This window comes from Haliea alexandrii, assembly GCF_003719295.1.
GTDB lineage: Bacteria > Pseudomonadota > Gammaproteobacteria > Pseudomonadales > Halieaceae > Haliea > Haliea alexandrii.
Window position 1 is genome coordinate 38,514 of the sequence record NZ_RFLW01000001.1, and the last position, 18,899, is coordinate 57,412.

Genomic DNA, 18,899 nt, shown 5'->3' on the forward strand with positions numbered 1-18,899 from the left:
CAGTGTTCTAGCGGGGCTTTTCCAGCACCAACACATCCTGAAAAAACGCACCCGGCACCTCTTTCCAGTTGCCCGGGTAGTGCGCTGCCACCTTCAATTCGTTGCTGCCAAGCAGGCTGTCCAGCCCCGCGGGGGTAATGCCTATGGCTTCCTCGGGCACCTCCACCCAGCTCGGACAAAGCCAGTCGGAGGCGCCGTAGGCGGGCTGATCGAACACCCAGCGCTCAAGAGGCGTGGCGTGAAAACGCGCAGGGGCTCCTGCGGCGCGCGGCAGGCTCGCAGCGTAATCCTCGTCCAACAGGAACACGGTCACCAGCGCCTTGCCGCCGGGCTCCAGCACACGTGCCAACTCTGCCATATAGAAGCGCGCATCCCGCTCATTGAAATGCGTCCACACCGAGAGGGCTGTTACCAGCTGCTGACTCGCGTCGGGCACTGGCCAGGGCACGCCGACGGCTGGCTGACCGGGGGCGTAGAAGGGGTTTGCCGTGTCGAGGTGCAGGAAGCGGTAGTGATCTCCACTGTAGTGCTGACGGCAGAATTCAAGCTGCTCGGCGGCTACATCCAGGCCCGTGTAGAGGCCACCGTTGCCCAGGAACGGCTCGCAGGCAATCGCCAGCAGGCCGGAACCGCAGCCGGCATCAAGCAGGCGCAGGTCCTGCCGCCAACCCATGTGCTGGCCAATCAGCGTCTGGAAAATACCGATGACATGCGCCCATTCAGCATAGGCATACTTGCCGCCCCGACGGCGCTTTTCCCCGGGTATCAGGCGCAGATTGCGGGTGCGTAGCACACGCGCCTGATCCTGCGGCAGGTAGGCAGCGTCAAGCAGGCCGTAGGGATTGTCGCAGCGTGCCAGCAGGGCTTGCAGCTGCTCCCGGTCGTTCACGGTGACTCAAGCCCCGCCAACACCATGGAGGCTGCGCGGAACATGGCACGCGCCTTGTTGTGCGTTTCCTTCCACTCCAGCCGCGGCACCGAATCCGCGACCACGCCCGCGCCCACCTGCACATACAGTGTGTCGTTCTTGATGACCGCGGTACGAATGGCGATCGCCGTATCCATCTCACCCGCCCAGGATAAGTAGCCGACCGCGCCGCCGTACACACCGCGCTTCACCGGCTCCAGTTCGTCGATGATTTCCATGGCGCGGATTTTTGGCGCGCCACTCAGGGTGCCGGCAGGCAGTGTTGCCCGCAGCACATCGATGGCCGACTTGCCGGGCGCCAGCTGACCACTGACATTGGACACAATATGCATGACATGCGAATAGCGCTCCACAGCCATTTTATCGCTCAGCGCGACAGAGCCGATACGCGCGATGCGGCCGATGTCGTTGCGGCCCAGGTCAATCAGCATCAGGTGCTCGGCGATCTCCTTGGGGTCCGCCAGTAACTCCGCTTCCAGTGCCTTGTCCTCGGCTTCACTGTGTCCGCGGCGGCGGGTGCCCGCCAGTGGGCGCACAGTCACCTCGTTATCCTGCAGCCGCGCCAGAATCTCGGGGGACGACCCCACAATGTGGAAGTCACCCAGATCCAGGTAGTACATATAGGGTGAGGGGTTCAGGTTGCGCAGGGCGCGGTACAGGTTCAGCGGTGGCGCGCTGAACGGCACCTGCAGGCGCTGCGAGGGCACCACCTGCATGACATCGCCCGCCAGCACATAGTCCTTGATGCGTTCCACCACCTGCGCAAAACCCGCCTCATCGAAATGCGAGCGGGCGGACGCCTCCAGTGCATCACTGTTGGCACCGGCCAGCGCCACGTCAGGCAATGACGGCATGGGCTCGCGCAAGCGCAGCGCCAACCCGCGCAAACGCGCCTGCGCTGAGGCCAAGGCGGAAGGCTGTTCCGGGTCCGCGTTGACGATCAGGCGAATGGTGCCCGACAGGTTGTCGAAGACCAGCACTTCCTCGGACACCATGAGCAGAATATCGGGATTGCCCAGCTCGTCGGCGGGCGCGCTGTCGCGCAGGCGCGGCTCCACGTAGCGCACGGTGTCGTAGCCGAAATAGCCCACCAGGCCGCCGTGGAACACTGGCAATCCGGCATCCGGCGCGCTGCGGTAGCGCTGCTGGAATGCCTCGACATAGTCCAGCGGGTCGGTTACGTCAGCCCGCTCCACCACTGCGCCATCCACCAGCACTTCCACCCGGTTTCCAAACACCCGCAACAGGGTGCGACAGGGCAGGCCGATAATGGAGTAGCGCCCCCATTTCTCCCCGCCCTGCACCGACTCGAAGAAGTAGGAATAGGCTCCTTCACCCAGCTTGCGGTAAGTACTGACCGGTGTTTCCAGGTCCGCCAGCACCTCAATGCTAACCGGAATCCGGTTGTAGCCCTGTGCCGCCAGGGCATTAAAGTCCGCTTCGTTCATTCCGGCTGTTGCACCTCAGCCAGCGCCGCCCGCATGTCCGCAATCACGGCGCGGTAGTCGGGCGCGTTGAAAATGGCCGAGCCGGCGACGAAGGTGTCTGCACCTGCCGCGGCGATGTCGGCGATATTGCCTGTTGTCACCCCGCCATCGATTTCCAGCCGAATGTCGTAGCCCGAGGCATCGATCAGCGCCCGCGCCTCGCGCAATTTGTCCAGGGTACCCGGAATGAAGGATTGACCACCAAAGCCAGGGTTGACGGACATCAGCAGAATCATATCCACCTTGTCCATCACATAGCGCAAGGCCTCAAGGCCGGCATGAGGGTTGAAGACCAGCCCACTCTTGCAGCCCGCATCGCGAATCATTTGCAACGAGCGATCAACGTGGGTTGAGGCATCGGGATGAAAGGTAATGTAGCTTGCCCCCGCTTCGGCAAAATCGCCGATCAGCCGATCCACCGGGCTCACCATCAGGTGTACGTCGATAGGCGCGCTGACACCGTGCTTGCGCAGGGCCTTGCACACCATCGGGCCGATGGTGAGATTAGGTACATAGTGGTTGTCCATAACGTCGAAGTGCACCACATCGGCGCCTGCGGCGAGCACTGCATCCACTTCTTCCCCGAGACGGGCAAAATTCGCCGAGAGAATCGACGGTGCAATCAGGTAATCGGCCATGTACTGGCTCCGGTATCAGGACAGGCCGCTATTCTAGCTGCTAAGTGCAGACAGATCATCCCGTGCCGCCACTGGCCGCGCTGAGCCTCGCGTCCAGTGTCTGCAAACGCTCGGGCGTACCGACATCAGCCCAGGCGCCGACAAAATGTTCGCCTGACACACGCTTACCGGCAATCGCGGCATCCAGCAGGGGCCGCAAGGGCCGTTTGCCCGGCGCCATGCCGACAAAGAAACCGGGGCTGAAAACGCCGATACCCGCGTAGGTCAGGCCTGCGGCCTCGGGCGGCCGGGCCACTACGCGGCCCGCTGCCGTGAGCTGAAAATCACCCAGCGGGTGCTGCGGTGGGTTGTCGACCAACACGAGATGCGCAGCGTCAGCGGGCAAGTGCGTGTGGGTCAGCAAGCGCTGTAGCGGGTATTCGGTCCACACATCGCCGTTCACCACCAGAAACGGGGCCTCCCCCAGTAGCGGGAGCGCACGCTGTATGCCCCCCGCCGTCTCCAGTGGTTCCGGCTCACGGGAGTAGCGGATACGCACACCCCAGCGCCTGCCATCGCCGCACCAGTCGATAATCTGCTGCCCCAGGTGCGCGACATTGATCACCAGATCATCCAGGCCGAGCGCGGCGAGCGCCTCGATATGGTAGGCGATCAAGGGCTGGCCACCCACCTGCAACAAGGGTTTGGGGGTATGCTCGGTCAGGGGCCGCATGCGCTCGCCAAAGCCCGCAGCCAGAATCATCACCTTCATCCCCGACTCCAGGGCTGACGCCGGATAACGGGCAGCAAGCGGCGCTCAAACCAGGCGCCCGCCACATCCAGCGCCGCATCCTCCCCGGCATACAGCGTGAAGGCTTCCTGCACGTAATCGACCACCCGGGGCAGATCCTGTAAATACTGCGTCTTGCCCTCGCGCAGCGCCAGCCGGGCAAAGGTCCCCAACACTTTCAGGTGCCGCTGCAGGCCCATCCAGTCAAACCAGCGCAGGAACGTAGCGTCGTCTACCGCCGGCAACAGCGCGGCGTCACACAGGGCATCGCGGTAGGCCAGTGCCCAGCCCACCACCCGCTCCCGGGGCCAGCGGACGTAACAATCCTTGAGCAGGGAAACGGCGTCGTAGGTGGCGGGCCCGAGCACCGCGTCCTGGAAATCGATCACGGCGAGCTGCCCATCCCCTGTGCACATCAGGTTGCGGCTGTGAAAGTCCCGGTGCACCAGCACCCTTGGCTGGGCCAGGGCGCTACCGATAAGCAGGCCGTCCAGCTGCGCCAGCAGCGCCAGCTCGTCCTCCGAGAGCGACAAACCCAGTAACGCGGTCACGAACCATTGCGGGAACCGTGCCAGCTCCTCAGCCAGCAGCACATTGTCATAGGCAGGCAGCGCCAACGCATCGTTGGCCAGGTTTGCCATGCGCTGCTGCACGGCCAGCGCGCGCTGGTAATAGTCGTCCACAGAGTCGACCGTCAGGACATCCTGCAACAGGCGATCGCCCAGGTCCTCCAGCAGCATATAGCCCTGTTCGATATCCGCCGCCAGTAGCCGCGGAACGCGCACGCCCCCCGTTTCCAGCTTTTGACGGATGGCGAGAAATTCGCGGTTCTTCTGCGTTGCCGGCGGCGAATCGACGGCCATGTAGCGCTGCCCGGGTGTGTGCAGCCGGAAGTAGCGACGCTGACTGGCATCCCCTGCCAGCGGCTGCAAGACGGCCTCCCCGGCAGCCCCCACCGGCAACACATTCAGGGCCCAGGGCAACAGCCCGCTTGGCGGTAGAGACATCGGACGCTCCCGCAATGAAAAAGACCCGGACAAGCCGGGGGCGATGCATTATCATCCCGTTTTACGCCAGAAATTGCACCTAAGCCTGATGATTCCGCCCTCGCAAACTCCCGAACGCTCCCGGTTGCGCCACCTCGCTATTGTGCTTGGCCTGCTTGCCATGGGCGCGGTAGCCGATGATGCAAAGGAACTGGATTGGGTGTCCACAGGGGAGACGCCCGAGGCGGAGCGGGACGCGCAGTGCCTGCGTTGCGGCGGCCGCTATGTGGACCCACTGGCGGAGTCGGACCCGGACGACAGGCCTGAAATCTCCGACATCCGGGCCCGTGCCACCGAGTCCGAACTGCAGGGCGACGATGTCTACCTGCGTGGTGGTGTCAGTGTCGACCAGGGTTATCGGCAATTGCGCGGCGAAGACGGCTATTTCGATCGCGCCGAACGCGAAGGCACCGTGAGTGGCGGCATCACCCTGCGCGAACCGGGGGTGCTACTGCGTGGCGAAGAGGCGAGCTACTCCGCCAACAGCGGTGAAGCCAGTATCCGCGACAGCGAGTTCGTACTGCACGCGCAGCACCTGAACGGCAGCGCCGCACAGTTGCGGCGCGCGGCGGACGGCACGCTGTACATCCATGATGGACGACTCTCCTATTGCGCGCCGGATGACGAAGAGTGGGCGATGCGCGCCGACAGCATCAAACTCGACCTGGTAGAAGGGCTGGGCACGGCAACCGGCGCCAAGCTGGACGTGGCGGGAGTACCCGTGCTCTACCTGCCCTGGGTGCGCTTCCCACTGGACGACCGCCGGCGCAGCGGCCTGTTGTGGCCGGACATCAGCTCCGACACCAACGGCGGGCTGGACCTCGCCGTGCCGGTTTACCTCAACCTGGCCCCCAACTACGACGCGTTGTACACCCCGCGCTTTATTCAGGAACGCGGGCTGAACCACGAAATTGCAACCCGCTATCTGAGCCGCAACACCGGCATGTGGTCGGTGGGTGGCACCTGGATGGGCAGCGACGACCGCTACGCCCGCGAACGTCCGGATGCCGGCGACGACTCACGCTGGCTGGCCAACGTCCGCCAGAACGGGCTGTTCGAGCAGCGCTGGCGCTCGCGCATCGACTACTCGCGGGTGAGCGATGTCGATTACTTCAAGGACCTCAACACCTCCAATCTCGACACCAAGCGCCAGACCAGTCTGTTGCAGCTGGGGTCACTGGACTATCTCGGTGACCAGTGGCTGATCGGCCTGGAGTTACAGGAGTTCCAGTCCCTCGCCGACGACCTGGACAATGATTACCAGAAGCTGCCGCAGATCACGGCACGCTACCGCAACGAGAACACCCCTTTCAATATCGCCCCCATCTTCCTCTCCCAGTACTCCTACTTCGACTCCAACGAGGACGTGGTCACCGGCCAGCGAGTGTACATGGAAGGCGGCGCGGTCTATCCCATGCTGTGGCAGTACGGCTTTCTCAACTCCACTGCCAAGTATCGCTACCTGGAGTACGAGCTGAACGATAACGGGCCACTCGGCGACGACAACCCCTCAGCGGGCTCGGCGCTGGCCAGCCTCGATGGCGGCCTGTTCTTTGAGCGGTCCACCAGCCTGGCCGGCAAGCCGCTGCTGCAAACACTGGAGCCGCGCGCCTACTACCTGATCAGCGAATACGACGACCAATCGACACAACCCGACTTCGACAGCGCCGAGCTCACCTTTACCTATAACCAGCTGTTCCGGGACACCCGCTTTTCCGGACGCGACCGGCTGGACGATGCCAACCGCCTCTCCCTCGGCCTCACCACGCGCTATATCAGCGCCGAAGATGGCCGCGAGTACCTGAGCGCCAGCGTCGGGCAGATATTCTACCTGCGCGACCGACGCGTGCGCCTGGATCCGGATGACACGGCGCTCGATCAGTCCACCTCCGAGATGGCCGCAGAGGTGACATTCACTCCGAACAAGCGCCTGAGCCTGCGCAACAGCCTGGTGTGGGACCCCGATAGCGGCAACATGAACGCCGGCAGTGCCTACGCCAGCTACCGGCGTTCCGACAACGCCCTGTTCAATGTGGGTTACTCCTACCGTCGCCCCGTCAACCTGGTCGACAGCGATATCGTCACGGAACAGGCGCACCTGTCCGCTTACTACCCTGTGAACAACCGCTGGAGCGTATTCGGCGCCGTCAACTTCAGTGTTGAGGGCAGCACGAGCGTGGAAGATATGGTCGGAATCGAATACGATAGCTGCTGCTGGCGCGTGCGCCTGCTGCATCTGCGCTACATCGATACGGCGCCGGGCCAGGATCCGGATTTCACTGATCCCAGCCTGGAGCGGCGCTACTCCACACAGGTCCAGGTCCTGCTGAAGGGCATGGGCGGCTTTGGCAGCCGGGTCACCGACCTGCTTGAAGACATGATTCGAGGTTTTGACGAACGTGACTATTAAATCCGCACTGTTGGCCGCGGGGCTTGCCGCGACACTGCTCATTGCCGGCCAGACGCAAGCTCAAACCCAGATTCTCGATCAGGTGGTGGCCATCGTCGACGACGATGTGATCATGGCCAGCGAGCTGCGCGAGCGCGTTGCCGCCATTACCCAGAGCCTGGAAGCGCGAGACGTCGAAATGCCTCCGGAAGACGTCTTGATCCGTGAAACACTGGACAGACTAATCCTGGAGAGCATCCAGCTGCAGCTTGGCAACCGGGTGGGCGCGCGTATCTCGGACGCCCAGCTGAACCAGGCCATGGAGCGCGTCGCGGCGCAGAACCGCATGAGCCTCGCGGACTTCAGCGCAGCACTGGAGCAGCAGGGCCAGTCCTACGCCGCCATGCGTGAGCAGGTACGCCGGGAAATGATCATCCAGCGCGTGCAGGCCGGCAACGTGAACCAGCGCATCCAGATATCCGAGCAGGAAGTCCGCAACTTCCTCGCATCGCCCGAAGGCCAGAAACTGACCCAGCCGGAATACCGTATCCTCCACGCACTGCTGCCGCTGCAGGAAGATGCACCGGCCGACGAGGTGGATGCCGCGCGCAGCTACCTGAATGGCCTGCTGCAACGCATTCGCCGCGGCGAAGCCTTCGACCAGGTGATTTCCTCCAACGATGGTCGCTACCCGTTTTCCGGCGGCGACCTGGGCTGGCGCAAGCTGGAAGACCTGCCCAGCCTGTTCAGCGACGTCGCCCCCGGCCTTGAGGTGGGCGCCACATCAGACCCGATCCGCAGTCCCTCGGGCTTGCACCTGATCAACCTCGCGGATATGCGCGGCGGCGAGCAAATGGTCAACCAGACCCGTGTGCGCCACATCCTGGTACAGCCATCCGAAATCATGACAGACGAGCAGGCCGAGGCCCGCGCAGAGGAATTGAGAAACCGTATCCTGCAGGGCGAGGACTTCGCCGAGCTGGCAAAAGAGTACTCCAAGGACATCGGCTCTGCTGCCGAGGGCGGTGACCTGGGTTGGACCACACCGGGGCAGATGGTGCCCGAATTCGAGGCTGCCATGGCCGATACCGCCGTTGGGGAGATATCCGAGCCGGTAAAAAGCCAGTTTGGCTGGCACATCCTGGAAGTGATGGAGCGCCGCGAGCAGGACATGACTGCCCAGGCCATCCGCAATCGCGCCACCGAAGCACTGCACCAGCGCAAGTACGACGAAGAGCTGGACGCCTGGCTGCGCAAAATCCGCGATGAAGCCTTCGTCGACATCAAGTAAGCACCGCGTGGCAACCCCCAGAATTGCCATCACCGCCGGGGAGCCGGCGGGCATCGGGCCCGACATTGTCGCGATGATGGCGCAGCAGGCATGGCCCGCTGAACTGGTGGTGATCGCCGACCCCGAACTTCTGCGCCAGCGGGCGCAGACGCTGGGTTTGCCCCTCACGCTGCAGACAGTGGACTTCTCTGCCCCCGCCAGAGAACAGGCGGCAGGCACTTTGACCATATTGCCTGCGGTCGGCACCGACCCGGACGCTGCGCATGTGAATGCAACGGGTTTGATCGCTCCGACCCTGGCAGCGCCCGTAGAGCCCGGCATTTTGGATCGCAATAACGCCGCCTATGTGGTGAAAACCCTGGAGCTGGCGGCGGACGGCTGCCTGGCAGGGGCCTTCGATGCCATGGTCACTGCGCCCGTACAGAAATCCATTATCAATGATGCTGGCATCCCCTTCAGCGGCCACACGGAGTTTCTCGCCGCAAGGACAGCAACCGAGCACGTAGTCATGCTCCTCGCTGCCGGCGAGTTGCGCGTGGCGCTGGCCACCACGCATCTGCCACTGGCTGATGTCCCCGCTGCAATCACCAGCGACTCACTGGCGCGTACCCTGCGTATTCTGCACGCAGACTTGCAAGGCAAGTTCGGGATTGACCAGCCGTGCATCGCGGTGCTGGGCCTCAACCCCCACGCGGGTGAAGGGGGTCATCTGGGCGGCGAAGAGATAGAGGTGATTACGCCGTTGCTGGAGCGGTTGCGCGCCGAGGGCATGCACCTGCTTGGGCCCTTGCCTGCGGATACGGCCTTCAGCCCCAAGTTGCTGGCACAGGCGGACGCTTACCTGGCCATGTTTCACGACCAGGGGCTGCCGGTGTTGAAGTATGCGGGCTTCGGCAATGCGGTGAATATCACGCTGGGGCTGCCGATTGTGAGGACCAGTGTGGACCATGGGACGGCGCTGGATTTGGCGGGGACGGGGCAGGCGAGTGACGGGAGTTTGCGGGCGGCGTTGGGGTTGGGGATTGAGTTGGCCGGAAAACGAGACACAGGCGCATCGCCATAAGAATTTTACTGTAAGCTTCTGGGAAGATGAGCATCACATCCATGTCAGCACGGCAGCGACAGACCCGGCAGCTACTTATGCAAAGTATCGGCATTACCCTTAGAACTCTGCGTCCAAAGCCACGATGAATACGCCAATAAGCAATCGCGAGTTTCTGCAAGCCCTTGGACTTGCGCTAACCTCTATCGCGGCCAGCGCAGCCCTGCTACTTCCGGCCTACCTGTTACTCGTGCCTGTACTCCACCCAGAGTTCAAGCCCTACATCGATCAGCAAAAGGCAGATGCGATTACGATCCCCGGCAACCTCTTCCGACCGGTGGTGTTCGGGGATGGCGGCCTTGAAGGCTCGGTCGCAGTCATCAGTGAACTGGCTGAAATAGCGCCCGAAGATCACGCAGTGCTGGTGCACCGGCGTCTGTTCCAGGCTGACCAGTTTCCCTTTCTTCGTTACCACATTGAAGGCCGCAACCCGGCACTGCGTATCATGTTGTTCTGGCAAAGAGCAGACACGCCCGGGGAAAATCACTTCGCGGAGCTGGATTATTCAGGAGATGGGCCGCAACTTCACAACCTGCTACGTAACGAAGAGTGGCGGGGGACGATTACCGAACTGGCGGTGGGGTTTTTTGGGGATTTGCGCGGGGGTACGGTCAAACTCCACCGCGTGGAGCTGATGCCCTACAGTCACAGCGGAATTCTGCGGACGGTGTGGGCAGAGTGGACTGCGTTTGCGCCGTGGGACCAACGCTCAATCAATGCCTACCGCGGAGTGCCCAGTGGAGCATTGATGTATCCGGTGCCGGCAATAGCCATTTGGCTGGCAACCAGCATGATCGTCATCCTGCTGCTGCGCCAGTTTACCCGTCGTGACAATCAATCGTCCCCCCTCTGGCTGCCCGCAATCCTTGCCACCGGGCTGGCGTGGGCATTTCTGGACGGCCTCTGGCTGCAGCAGCTTTTCCGTCAGAACACTGAAACCCGCCACCTATTCGCGGGCAAGGCACTGCATGAGAAAAAGCTGGCGGATTGGGATGGGGAGTATTACGCGGCAGCCCATGTAATCAAGCAACAATTGGCTATCTCGGATGCCATAGTCTCGATATACCGAGACCGGGAGCAGAGAGCTTTTGCGGAAAGGCTGCGCTTTCATCTGCTTCCAGAGGTGAAGACCTCCATACTGCCCACGATCACCCCTTGGCTGGCCCATAAAGCCAATGAAGAGTTTGACCACGTTATCATCCTGACGGGACCGGAAAGCACCGTACAAACGGATGCCGAAGTGCAAAGGGTCCTAACTAACCAGAATACAGCGAGGTGGGAACGCGTCTTAGGCGACGGCCCGGTAGCCCTGTACGCTACTCACCGTAAAGCAGGAAAGGCTACCCATGACTAGCACTCTACCTGCGATACTGGTTGCCCTATTACTACCCTGGCTACTCGGCTGCCAGCTGGCCAGGTGGCTGATGGGCGCAACGCACCCTCTGTCCAGTTGTCTGGGATATGGTTATCTGCTGGGATTGCTGCTGGTGACGTGGACGATCAAAGCCTGCGACGCGCTCGCTCTGCCACTGCAATTCTGGTCAATTACGGCCGTACTATTGCTGACGACAGGCGTAGCCTATGGGGCCCTATATCGCTATGGAGGTTCCACCTATTCAGCCGCTGGCCTCCAACCTGCGCGCCCACCTAAACACCTCCCCTCCCTCTGGAAGATCGGCATCGTTGGCATGCTGAGTCTGGCTACCGTAGGCCACTTCGTCGGGGTCACCCATGAGCTTCTGTTGAGGCCGACATTCCCCTGGGATGCCTGGAGCTCTTGGCAGCCGGAGGCGATCCAGTACTTTGACCACCGATCGCTATACGCACCTGTAGATACGAATCGCAACTATGGCGAACTGACGACACTCACGCTGCTGTGGATGATGCTAGCCAGTGGTGAAACCCACCAGCCACTGTTGCACCTACCTTGGCTTTGCATCTATGGCGCACTGGGTTTGGTCGTTCATGGCCACTTGCAAGAGCGCTGCGGAGCGCTTGGCGCCGCAGTCGGTGGTTATTTGGTGCTGAGCCTGCCCTATCTCAACATACACACTGCCCTGGCCGGCTATGCGGATATCTGGATCGCGGTCATCTTCACGGCGGGTATCCTCTCGCTGCACAGGTATCTGCAAACCCGTCGTATCGGAGAATTGGCCCTCTTCCTGCTCATGATCATCGTTTGCGCCCAGTCCAAACGGGCAGGCGCCGGTTTTGCCATCGCACTGCTGGGCGTAGCAGCCATCACCTGGATGCTCCATGCCAAAAGGATCGTCGCATTACTGATTGGCAGTCTAGGCGCTCTGGGGTTGGCCGTGCTTGTATTGGTTATTACCGGGAACCTTGACCTGGAGATTCCACTCAGCCCCTCACGCACCTTGACGTTCTCCGCTAGCGAGTTACGGGTCACGGACCTATTCTTCTTCCACCTATCCGCGGAATGGCACCCAGAATCCTTTGTCCAAGCAATATTCCAGTATTCCAGCTGGCACCTGACCACCTGGTACTGGTGCGCAACTGCGCTACTGATGGTTGCCCTGCGCCGGTGGCAGGCAATGGCCAGTCCTGAAAGTCTCGGCATATTGCTGGGCCTGGGGGTGACTCTGCTGTTTTTCTATCTGGAGCCAAGATCGGCTCTTGACCAAACCCGACTATCCCGGGTACTGCTATACCTGTTGCCACTGGCCATCGTGATGTTTATCAGCCAAGCTTCTTGGGTGGCATCGCGTGCAACAATTCCGGCGATGCGGCAAGGCCTGGAACGTCAATAACAGGCTGGGGCACGCGCAGCCAGTTCAGACTCGTTCGATGAGGTCAAAATAAGCACGCCCCACTTGCTCCCAGGTATAACGCCGCCGGGCGATTTCGATCATGGCACAGCCTATCTCGCTAGCGCGTGCGGGGTCCAGGCCCTCGACCTCTTCAACCAGCGCCTGGGCGCTACTGAAATAGGCGGCGCGATCTTCTGTCGTACACCGATTGAAACGGCAGCCATGGGCAACGACCGGAATGCCGAAATGCATCATCTCGACAAGCGATGGATTCGTGCCTCCTGCCGAGTGCCCATGCACGTAGGCTCGCGCCCCGTCGCGTATCCAGCGTAAATGCCCCGGATCATAAATCGGATCGAGCAGACACAGATGGGGCGAGGCACCGAAACGCGCTCGCAGACCGCGGCCATACTCACTCTTGCCCCAATTGCCAACAAAGACCAGCGGTCGATCGGGCATGCGGACGAAGGCCTCGAGAATCATGGTGATGTTGTTCTCGGGCTCGATTCGGCAGAGTGAGAGCGTATAACCCTGCGGCAACACCAGCCCAGGCACCGCGACCGGCTCCGCTCCCAGGGCATGATCACCGCCATAAGCAATGACGTGACACTCCGTGTCATAGATTTCACGTACATATTCTGCAATTGCGGTATTATCGGCGATAACAACATGCGACCAACGCACAGCGGCCCACTCTGACCAGCGTAGAATGAGCCTAGCGATCCCGGTCCACTTCTCGCGTTTCCATTCGACCCCATCGATATTAGTGACTATACGGCTGCGCGAAAACGCCCGCAGAAACGGCAGGACGAGCGCGCCCGATACCCCGAGCAGAAGGATCACACCCGTCCGCCGCCGCACTGCGTCAATGAGCGACAAGATATCGTAGGCTATCGACTGCGGACCATTGGCATCAAGGCTGATATAACGCAAATTGGCCCCTTGAAACCGGGCAGGACGCGTCTCGAATGCCCTCGCCGAACAATATACGCTCAATGTCGCATCGATATCATGCCGCGCATGAAAGCGCACAAGGTTTTCCGCGAGTGTCTCAAATCCGCCATAGTTTCCGGGTACACCCACCGTGCCAAGGATGCTCCAATCCGCTCTGCTCATCACGGAGGCTCGCTCACGACGAGTGCGCCCAGAATGGGAAATTCGCATTCCACCTTGGTAGCGGCAAGGGAAAGCGGCGTTTGCACATAATCCAGAAAAGCCTCACCGTGACCAAGCTTCGCTAATTTCCCTAGTCGGTGGGAGGTCGCCGGAGGTGTCATGCAAGCCACTTCATAGATACGTGCAGCACGTTCTCAGGAAAGCGCCTCAGCAGGCGCAACCCCGTCGCACATCGTGACGATCCACTCGCATGCGACCATGAGACTACCTCCTTTAGAGGAAGGTTGCGTAGGCTGATCCAGGGGAACTGAAAACCTCCAGTTTTCCAAAAATATCATTATCACACTAATGATGTCTCAGTGAGCCACTTCGGAAAAGAATCTGACACCATCTGCGTAGGCAAGGTGATCAATTGAGCGCGGAGCGCTGCATTTGATGGTGCGTAATATTTGGTTAGACGATCTGATATATGCTGGCTCTCTGCTATGTCTACTTGGGTAGGTCTCTCATTCAATTTGGCGTATACACTTGAAATTCCAAGCTTAAGGCCTGGATGACGATTTAAGATCGGAGCGAAAGTGCCATATGCTCGTAGCGCGAACGCATGCATCCATGCATTCTTGTGGTCTCGAGTCTTGTTTTCCTGCCTAAACTCCATATGCTTAAAATAGTTGGAATCTATATCGGCAAAAACTGATAAATCTTGCAAGTAACGGTTCGGATCCTCCATGAGATTCTCAAAAAACGTTATCCTGATGCGCTGACCAAAAGTTTCGATCCATGGATCTAAATAGTCAGCGTATTTGCCGCCTTCGAGCCCGAACCAAGGGTCATTAGCGCGAACCGCTAGAGCTTCCTTTGTCAACTTTTCGCAATCCGATAGGTACTCGGTAATTGTTACGCCGCGATCTAATTTCTGCAACGATTTCATATAATGAAAATGGGAGAAGAAGCGCGTTACCGGGTCACGAAACAAGACAACGATCTTCACGTTTGGTAGGTGTGTGTTAATTTCTCTTGCGACTGCGGCCCCTCCGTTGAAATATCCCGGTGTGCTCTCGATTATTAACCGCTCGTGGGCGCAGTGCGAGAAATAGCGAGAATAATCAGAAAAAGGTAATGGTCGCTCGTTATAGCGAAGCGGTAAAAAGTGGCATGTTTCCTTAATTGAGGAAGAGCATACTTGCGGATGCCCCGACAGGTAGCGAAACAGTGAGGTTGTTCCTGCCTTTGTTACACCAGCCACAATCAAATTCGGAATGATTTGTCGATTCGGCATACCCATATACTTGCTAGGCGTTTAGGCGTCGAATTATTGTTTTGGAGAGGCTTTGGAAGCGCCTCGTGTTCATAATTAAATTTGCCAGAATCTTGAAGGGTAAACTAAACGCCGCACAAACCCTACCCAAAATACTTGCACGACTATTAGAGCATTCATATCCACGATACTCCATTATTACGCTCAGCCGCTTTTCACAAATTTCGATTTCTGTACTGCTAAGTCCACCGATTTTCCAGGCTCCTATTCGCGAAGCGTCAAAGCCGAAGGAAAATGTTTCATCTTGATTGGCAGATGAACCCTCGCGCCGCACATTTAGCATCGAAGATTCGTAATTAATTCCAAGCTGTCTGCAAAGCAATTTTAAACCTTTTTCGGGGTCTTGTAACAGTTGCTCGTATTTTATCTCAAAAAAGCGATCGCTGACTTTAAGTTTATCAGCTTGGCGCATCACTGCTCCCCACAGTCGAGAAGTCATAGATGGATGATAACTGCCCCATGCCACGAGTGATCTCTTGATTGGAATTTTGCTGTCCGTGAGAAAGCGGCGACGCCAGCGGTTCTTTTGAGAAAGCATAACGTCTCGAGGATCCCTATATATGTGAATCACACAAGCGTCAGGAAAGGCTCGCAAAATTTTAGATGCGGTAAAGATGTATCTGGGAGTTTGTTCGCAAAATATCTGCTTGCCAGCTTTTTTCGTCTCGTACTGGAGCAAGGTTTTGTATAGTATCATTTGGTTTTTAATGTCATGTTTTTTAATTATTTTTTTAACCTCGGCTTCAAATCGAACCGGTGACCCCTCACAAAAAACCCCATCGCGTATTGTTGTCATAATGCGCGAGCCAAATGCTACGAGCTTATCCTCAGACGCTATAAAGTTTGAGGACATATCTTTAGGGTCTATTAAACGCTCAAAGACTTGGAGTTCAGGGAACGTATAAACTCGGCTGTGGTTTCCGAGCACATTACCCAGCATCGTCGTCCCGCTGCGGCTGTTACCGACAACGAAGATCATTTTGCCTGCTCTCGGATCCAGTGCCATGTGTCCTCTATTCCACGTTCAAGTGAGATTTTAGGCTGCCAGTCAAGACGACTGCGGATCGCAGAGATATCGAGCACCACGCGTGGGACGTCGAAGCCACGTCCGGGCCGGAATGTGGGGATGACCTGCCGACCCGTCACCTCTGCGATGATTTCGAGAACTCTGCGGATGGATTCGCCTTCGCCGCTTCCTGCGTTGAATATCCCTGTCAGATTCGATTTGCCGCATTGCGCGCAGAGCTCCGCAAGGTCGGAGACGTGGATAAAATCGCGGACGACACTGCCATCACCCCAGATCTGTATTGGCTCATCATGCGCGATGCGCGACAAGAAGGTGCCGATCACACCCTGAACCCCGCCATGTCCCTGACGCGAACCATAGGGGTTCGATGGCCGCAGGATCATCGGCGAGAGACCATGCAAATGCGACTCCATCAGGATATATTTCTCGATCGCGGATTTCACCACCCCGTAGGAGCTAATCGGGCGCTCAGGATGCGACTCACTCACCGGGTTCGTTTCGGGTGGGCCATAGATAGTGCCCCCTGACGAAAGGTAGACCAAGCGCCTCACCTCGGCGTTGCGCATCAGTTCGAGCAGGCGCACGGTCCCGATCAGGTTGCCTTGGATATCAGCCACAGGATCAAGATTGGAGGTCGACGGGACCGACGTACTGAGGAAGTGATAGACCACATCCACATCGACGAGCGCCTCGGCCAATGTGGCGGTGTCGGCGAAGTCGCCCCTCCGGAAATCCACCGCCGCTGGAGAAGGGCGAAACCGCTCCGGCGTGCGGTCGTAAACTCGCACAGCGATCCCTTGCTTAAGCAGGCGATCCACGAGATGTGACCCGATGAAGCCGCTGCCGCCAATCACCAGACCTCTCATCGGGCCACCTTTTTGTAGATCCGGTGTAGATCTGCATAAATCCTTGTGTCGTTGAATTGCGCGGCCACATAGCTTTGAGCCGCCGCTCCCATCTCAAGCAGCGTCGTGTCCGGCAGAGCGCAGACCCCGCGCATACATGTCCGTAGCGCTTCAGCGTCAAGAGGGTCAAACAGCCAGCCATGCGCTCCATCTCCGACGAGTTCGGGAATGCCGCCGCGCTCGGCCCCGATCACCGGCTTGCCTGCAGCAAAGGCTTGCAGGATGACATAGGGAAAATTCTCGTGCCAGAGTGAGGGTACGACCACGGCGCGCGCGCCGCGCAGCCATTCCTTGAGTGTCTCGCCCCAGGCTGGGCCGACCACGCGCACATTGTCGAGCGTCTGCGCGACCTGTTCGAGCGCTGCTCGATCGGGCCCGTCGCCGACGATGACGACGGGTACATCGGGTGCCCGCTGCGCCGCCTTTACAAGCACATCCACGCCCTTTTCTTCGATCAGCCGCCCGAAATAGAGCATATAATCCCCAGCGTGTAAGGTCACGTGATGGGCTGTGGCGTCAAACGGGTTGCGCAGGAAATCCATGGCCACCCGTCCCTTGCCCCAAAACTCCTCGGTCTTGTCGGCCATGAAGCGGCTGGCAAAGAGAAAGCAATCCACATTCTTCCGCCACAGGTCGAGTCGACTATGCACATAACCCTCCAGCATGGATACCGCGCTCACTGCAACACTGTCATGGCAGCAGCGGTTGCGCAAGGCGCTGTGAAACCGACCACCCTTGCAATCTTCGCACAGGTGTCCGTGATGGAACAGCTTGTAATTTGGACAGATGTGTTTGTAGTCGTTGCACGACAGCACCACGGGAACACGCGCCTCGCGAGCCGCGTCCAGAATCCCGGGGGTGAGGCGACCGTAGATGGCAAAGGCGTGCACGATGTCTGGGCGGAAATCGGCGATCAACCGAGCCATCGCATCCCGCGCGTTGCGGTTGTAGATCACACGGGGGACTCGTGCGATCTTGGACAGCAGATTACCGCCGGCATAATGAGCGACCTGCGGGAAATACGCGGCATGGGGGGCGTCGAGTCCGTCCTCGGCACAGGAAAACCGCGCCACCTCATGCCCGTTCGCCTCCAGCAGTCGCCCGATTTCGTGACAAAATACCTCGGCCCCGCCTTGCACGGTGTAGTTGTTATGGGCGAGGAGGATACGCATGGTTATTTACCTTTGCTCGATCGCAGAAATCAGAAATCAATAAAAACAAGAACAGGAAATAAAGACTAAAAAAGAAGTCAGAAGCCACAGTCCTAAAAAAGCTCATATATAATATCAAAAATACCAAAAACAAAACTTGGAGGGTAGGCCGGCGAGCTCTCAGGGCGTATTTAATAGTCAAATAAACAAGAAATACGTAAATTAATAATCCGAGAAAACCATATTCACCAAGTATGGCTCCAAACCCACTGTCGAAGACCCCTGTCATATCAACTACGGTTGACCAATGCGATATACCAATAATAACGTAAGCTGCGGAGCCTTGTGACATTGAAGATCCGAACATTCCACCACCAACGCCGAACGGGAAAAACTCCGTCGCCAAAGACCAGCCCCCGAAGAGCATGGCGGCGCGAATATAACGCAGATCCCCAGATAAAGTATTCTCTATTTTAAAGACGGTCTCTTCAAATGCTATAAACTGGGAAAGAAAACCCAAAACCACTATAATTCCAAAAGATGCCACGGCAATCTTCTTTGGCACGGAGATGCGCGCGGATAAAATCAGAAAAGCAAAAACAATAGCCACCAGAAACGTTACTGATCGAGATTCGGAGAATAGAAGCAGAAAAAAGAACAGTGAAGCTGTCAATAAGCTTCTTTTATAAAAAACAAAATATAGTAGCAGCACACTAGACGCAGCCGCGGCTCTGTTGGCGTTGAGAGAAAAGCCCATTAAGCGAGATACGTCTAATTCGTATGTTGTACTTGGGAGAAGGCCTTGGAAGAAGCTGGGAAACAATAGAGAACTTAAACAGCCAACAACATGAATAAACGCAAACACCTTTATTGCGGGCTCCAAGTCGGACATTGTCACATACCGGGCTAAAAAAAATATCAGTATAAACTTCGAGAAAATAATTGAGCTAACAACGGATTTTGA

General features: G+C 58.6%; 16 protein-coding genes. 5 read left to right on the top strand and 11 right to left on the bottom strand.

Going from position 1 to position 18,899, the window contains the following annotated elements; genetic code table 11:
• Positions 1 to 7: 7 nt before the first annotated feature.
• Genes EGJ68_RS00190 through EGJ68_RS00210 form a run of 5 tightly spaced genes read right to left on the bottom strand, consistent with a single transcriptional unit; the run spans position 8 to position 4,829 of the window.
• Complete coding sequence (locus EGJ68_RS00190; RefSeq protein WP_123032574.1) at positions 8 to 889, bottom strand: class I SAM-dependent methyltransferase; 882 nt, start codon at positions 887 to 889, stop codon at positions 8 to 10.
• Entirely contained in the window at positions 886 to 2,376 is a 1,491-nt protein-coding gene (trpE, locus tag EGJ68_RS00195) for an anthranilate synthase component I (RefSeq protein ID WP_123032575.1), read from the bottom strand. The genes EGJ68_RS00190 and trpE overlap by 4 nt, the downstream gene beginning before the upstream one ends.
• Positions 2,373 to 3,053 (bottom strand): ribulose-phosphate 3-epimerase, encoded by a 681-nt coding sequence (rpe, locus tag EGJ68_RS00200; RefSeq protein ID WP_123032576.1) that lies wholly within the window; start codon positions 3,051 to 3,053, stop codon positions 2,373 to 2,375. The genes trpE and rpe overlap by 4 nt, the downstream gene beginning before the upstream one ends.
• A 55-nt stretch (positions 3,054 to 3,108) precedes the next feature.
• The gene (murU, locus tag EGJ68_RS00205) at positions 3,109 to 3,804 is read right to left on the bottom strand and encodes an N-acetylmuramate alpha-1-phosphate uridylyltransferase MurU (protein ID WP_123032577.1); all 696 of its coding nucleotides are present in this window, start codon (positions 3,802 to 3,804) and stop codon (positions 3,109 to 3,111) included.
• The gene (locus tag EGJ68_RS00210; protein WP_123032578.1) at positions 3,801 to 4,829 is read right to left on the bottom strand and encodes an aminoglycoside phosphotransferase family protein; all 1,029 of its coding nucleotides are present in this window, start codon (positions 4,827 to 4,829) and stop codon (positions 3,801 to 3,803) included. Before EGJ68_RS00210 ends, murU begins: the two co-directional genes overlap by 4 nt.
• Before the next feature lie 43 nt (positions 4,830 to 4,872).
• Here EGJ68_RS00210 and EGJ68_RS00215 point away from each other — a divergent pair, with 43 nt between their 5' ends.
• From EGJ68_RS00215 to EGJ68_RS00235, 5 genes are all read left to right on the top strand, one after another.
• Positions 4,873 to 7,278: an LPS-assembly protein LptD gene (locus EGJ68_RS00215; RefSeq protein ID WP_123032579.1), complete on the top strand. Its 2,406-nt coding sequence runs from the start codon at positions 4,873 to 4,875 to the stop codon at positions 7,276 to 7,278.
• Positions 7,268 to 8,548 carry a peptidylprolyl isomerase gene (locus EGJ68_RS00220; RefSeq protein WP_123032580.1) on the top strand — a complete coding sequence of 427 codons (1,281 nt, stop codon included), beginning with the start codon at positions 7,268 to 7,270 and terminating at the stop codon, positions 8,546 to 8,548. The genes EGJ68_RS00215 and EGJ68_RS00220 overlap by 11 nt, the downstream gene beginning before the upstream one ends.
• A gap of 73 nt (positions 8,549 to 8,621) precedes the next feature.
• Positions 8,622 to 9,611, top strand: coding sequence for a 4-hydroxythreonine-4-phosphate dehydrogenase PdxA (gene pdxA, locus EGJ68_RS00225; RefSeq protein ID WP_408609900.1), 990 nt, complete (start codon positions 8,622 to 8,624; stop codon positions 9,609 to 9,611).
• 124 nt (positions 9,612 to 9,735) lie between these two features.
• A complete protein-coding gene (locus tag EGJ68_RS00230) occupies positions 9,736 to 11,004 on the top strand; it encodes a hypothetical protein (RefSeq protein WP_123032582.1) in 1,269 nt (422 codons plus the stop codon).
• Positions 10,997 to 12,418 (top strand): hypothetical protein, encoded by a 1,422-nt coding sequence (locus EGJ68_RS00235; protein WP_123032583.1) that lies wholly within the window; start codon positions 10,997 to 10,999, stop codon positions 12,416 to 12,418. The genes EGJ68_RS00230 and EGJ68_RS00235 overlap by 8 nt, the downstream gene beginning before the upstream one ends.
• 24 nt (positions 12,419 to 12,442) lie before the next feature.
• On the opposite strand, the gene EGJ68_RS00240 is transcribed toward EGJ68_RS00235, so the two are convergent.
• From EGJ68_RS00240 to EGJ68_RS00265, 6 genes are all read right to left on the bottom strand, one after another.
• Positions 12,443 to 13,534 carry a DUF1972 domain-containing protein gene (locus EGJ68_RS00240; RefSeq protein ID WP_123032584.1) on the bottom strand — a complete coding sequence of 364 codons (1,092 nt, stop codon included), beginning with the start codon at positions 13,532 to 13,534 and terminating at the stop codon, positions 12,443 to 12,445.
• Between the two features lie 340 nt (positions 13,535 to 13,874).
• The gene (locus EGJ68_RS00245) at positions 13,875 to 14,813 is read right to left on the bottom strand and encodes a sulfotransferase family protein (protein ID WP_158283433.1); all 939 of its coding nucleotides are present in this window, start codon (positions 14,811 to 14,813) and stop codon (positions 13,875 to 13,877) included.
• A gap of 13 nt (positions 14,814 to 14,826) precedes the next feature.
• The gene (locus EGJ68_RS00250) at positions 14,827 to 15,858 is read right to left on the bottom strand and encodes a sulfotransferase family protein (RefSeq protein ID WP_123032586.1); all 1,032 of its coding nucleotides are present in this window, start codon (positions 15,856 to 15,858) and stop codon (positions 14,827 to 14,829) included.
• A complete protein-coding gene (locus EGJ68_RS00255) occupies positions 15,828 to 16,745 on the bottom strand; it encodes an NAD-dependent epimerase/dehydratase family protein (protein ID WP_123032587.1) in 918 nt (305 codons plus the stop codon). The genes EGJ68_RS00250 and EGJ68_RS00255 overlap by 31 nt, the downstream gene beginning before the upstream one ends.
• A complete protein-coding gene (locus tag EGJ68_RS00260) occupies positions 16,742 to 17,956 on the bottom strand; it encodes a glycosyltransferase (protein WP_123032588.1) in 1,215 nt (404 codons plus the stop codon). Before EGJ68_RS00260 ends, EGJ68_RS00255 begins: the two co-directional genes overlap by 4 nt.
• Positions 17,934 to 18,827: a hypothetical protein gene (locus EGJ68_RS00265; RefSeq protein ID WP_158283434.1), complete on the bottom strand. Its 894-nt coding sequence runs from the start codon at positions 18,825 to 18,827 to the stop codon at positions 17,934 to 17,936. The genes EGJ68_RS00260 and EGJ68_RS00265 overlap by 23 nt, the downstream gene beginning before the upstream one ends.
• Positions 18,828 to 18,899 lie beyond the last annotated feature (72 nt).

Coding starts and splice junctions, on each gene's coding strand:
- EGJ68_RS00250 (WP_123032586.1), bottom strand. CDS start 15,858: ATGGCACTGGATCCGAGAGCAGGCAAAATGATCTTCGTTGTCGGTAAC.
- EGJ68_RS00235 (WP_123032583.1), top strand. CDS start 10,997: ATGACTAGCACTCTACCTGCGATACTGGTTGCCCTATTACTACCCTGG.
- rpe (WP_123032576.1), bottom strand. CDS start 3,053: ATGGCCGATTACCTGATTGCACCGTCGATTCTCTCGGCGAATTTTGCC.
- EGJ68_RS00215 (WP_123032579.1), top strand. CDS start 4,873: ATGCATTATCATCCCGTTTTACGCCAGAAATTGCACCTAAGCCTGATG.
- EGJ68_RS00240 (WP_123032584.1), bottom strand. CDS start 13,534: ATGAGCAGAGCGGATTGGAGCATCCTTGGCACGGTGGGTGTACCCGGA.
- pdxA (WP_408609900.1), top strand. CDS start 8,622: ATGATGGCGCAGCAGGCATGGCCCGCTGAACTGGTGGTGATCGCCGAC.
- EGJ68_RS00260 (WP_123032588.1), bottom strand. CDS start 17,956: ATGCGTATCCTCCTCGCCCATAACAACTACACCGTGCAAGGCGGGGCC.
- EGJ68_RS00255 (WP_123032587.1), bottom strand. CDS start 16,745: ATGAGAGGTCTGGTGATTGGCGGCAGCGGCTTCATCGGGTCACATCTC.
- EGJ68_RS00265 (WP_158283434.1), bottom strand. CDS start 18,827: ATGTCCGACTTGGAGCCCGCAATAAAGGTGTTTGCGTTTATTCATGTT.
- EGJ68_RS00210 (WP_123032578.1), bottom strand. CDS start 4,829: ATGTCTCTACCGCCAAGCGGGCTGTTGCCCTGGGCCCTGAATGTGTTG.
- murU (WP_123032577.1), bottom strand. CDS start 3,804: ATGAAGGTGATGATTCTGGCTGCGGGCTTTGGCGAGCGCATGCGGCCC.
- EGJ68_RS00245 (WP_158283433.1), bottom strand. CDS start 14,813: ATGCCGAATCGACAAATCATTCCGAATTTGATTGTGGCTGGTGTAACA.
- EGJ68_RS00230 (WP_123032582.1), top strand. CDS start 9,736: ATGAATACGCCAATAAGCAATCGCGAGTTTCTGCAAGCCCTTGGACTT.
- trpE (WP_123032575.1), bottom strand. CDS start 2,376: ATGAACGAAGCGGACTTTAATGCCCTGGCGGCACAGGGCTACAACCGG.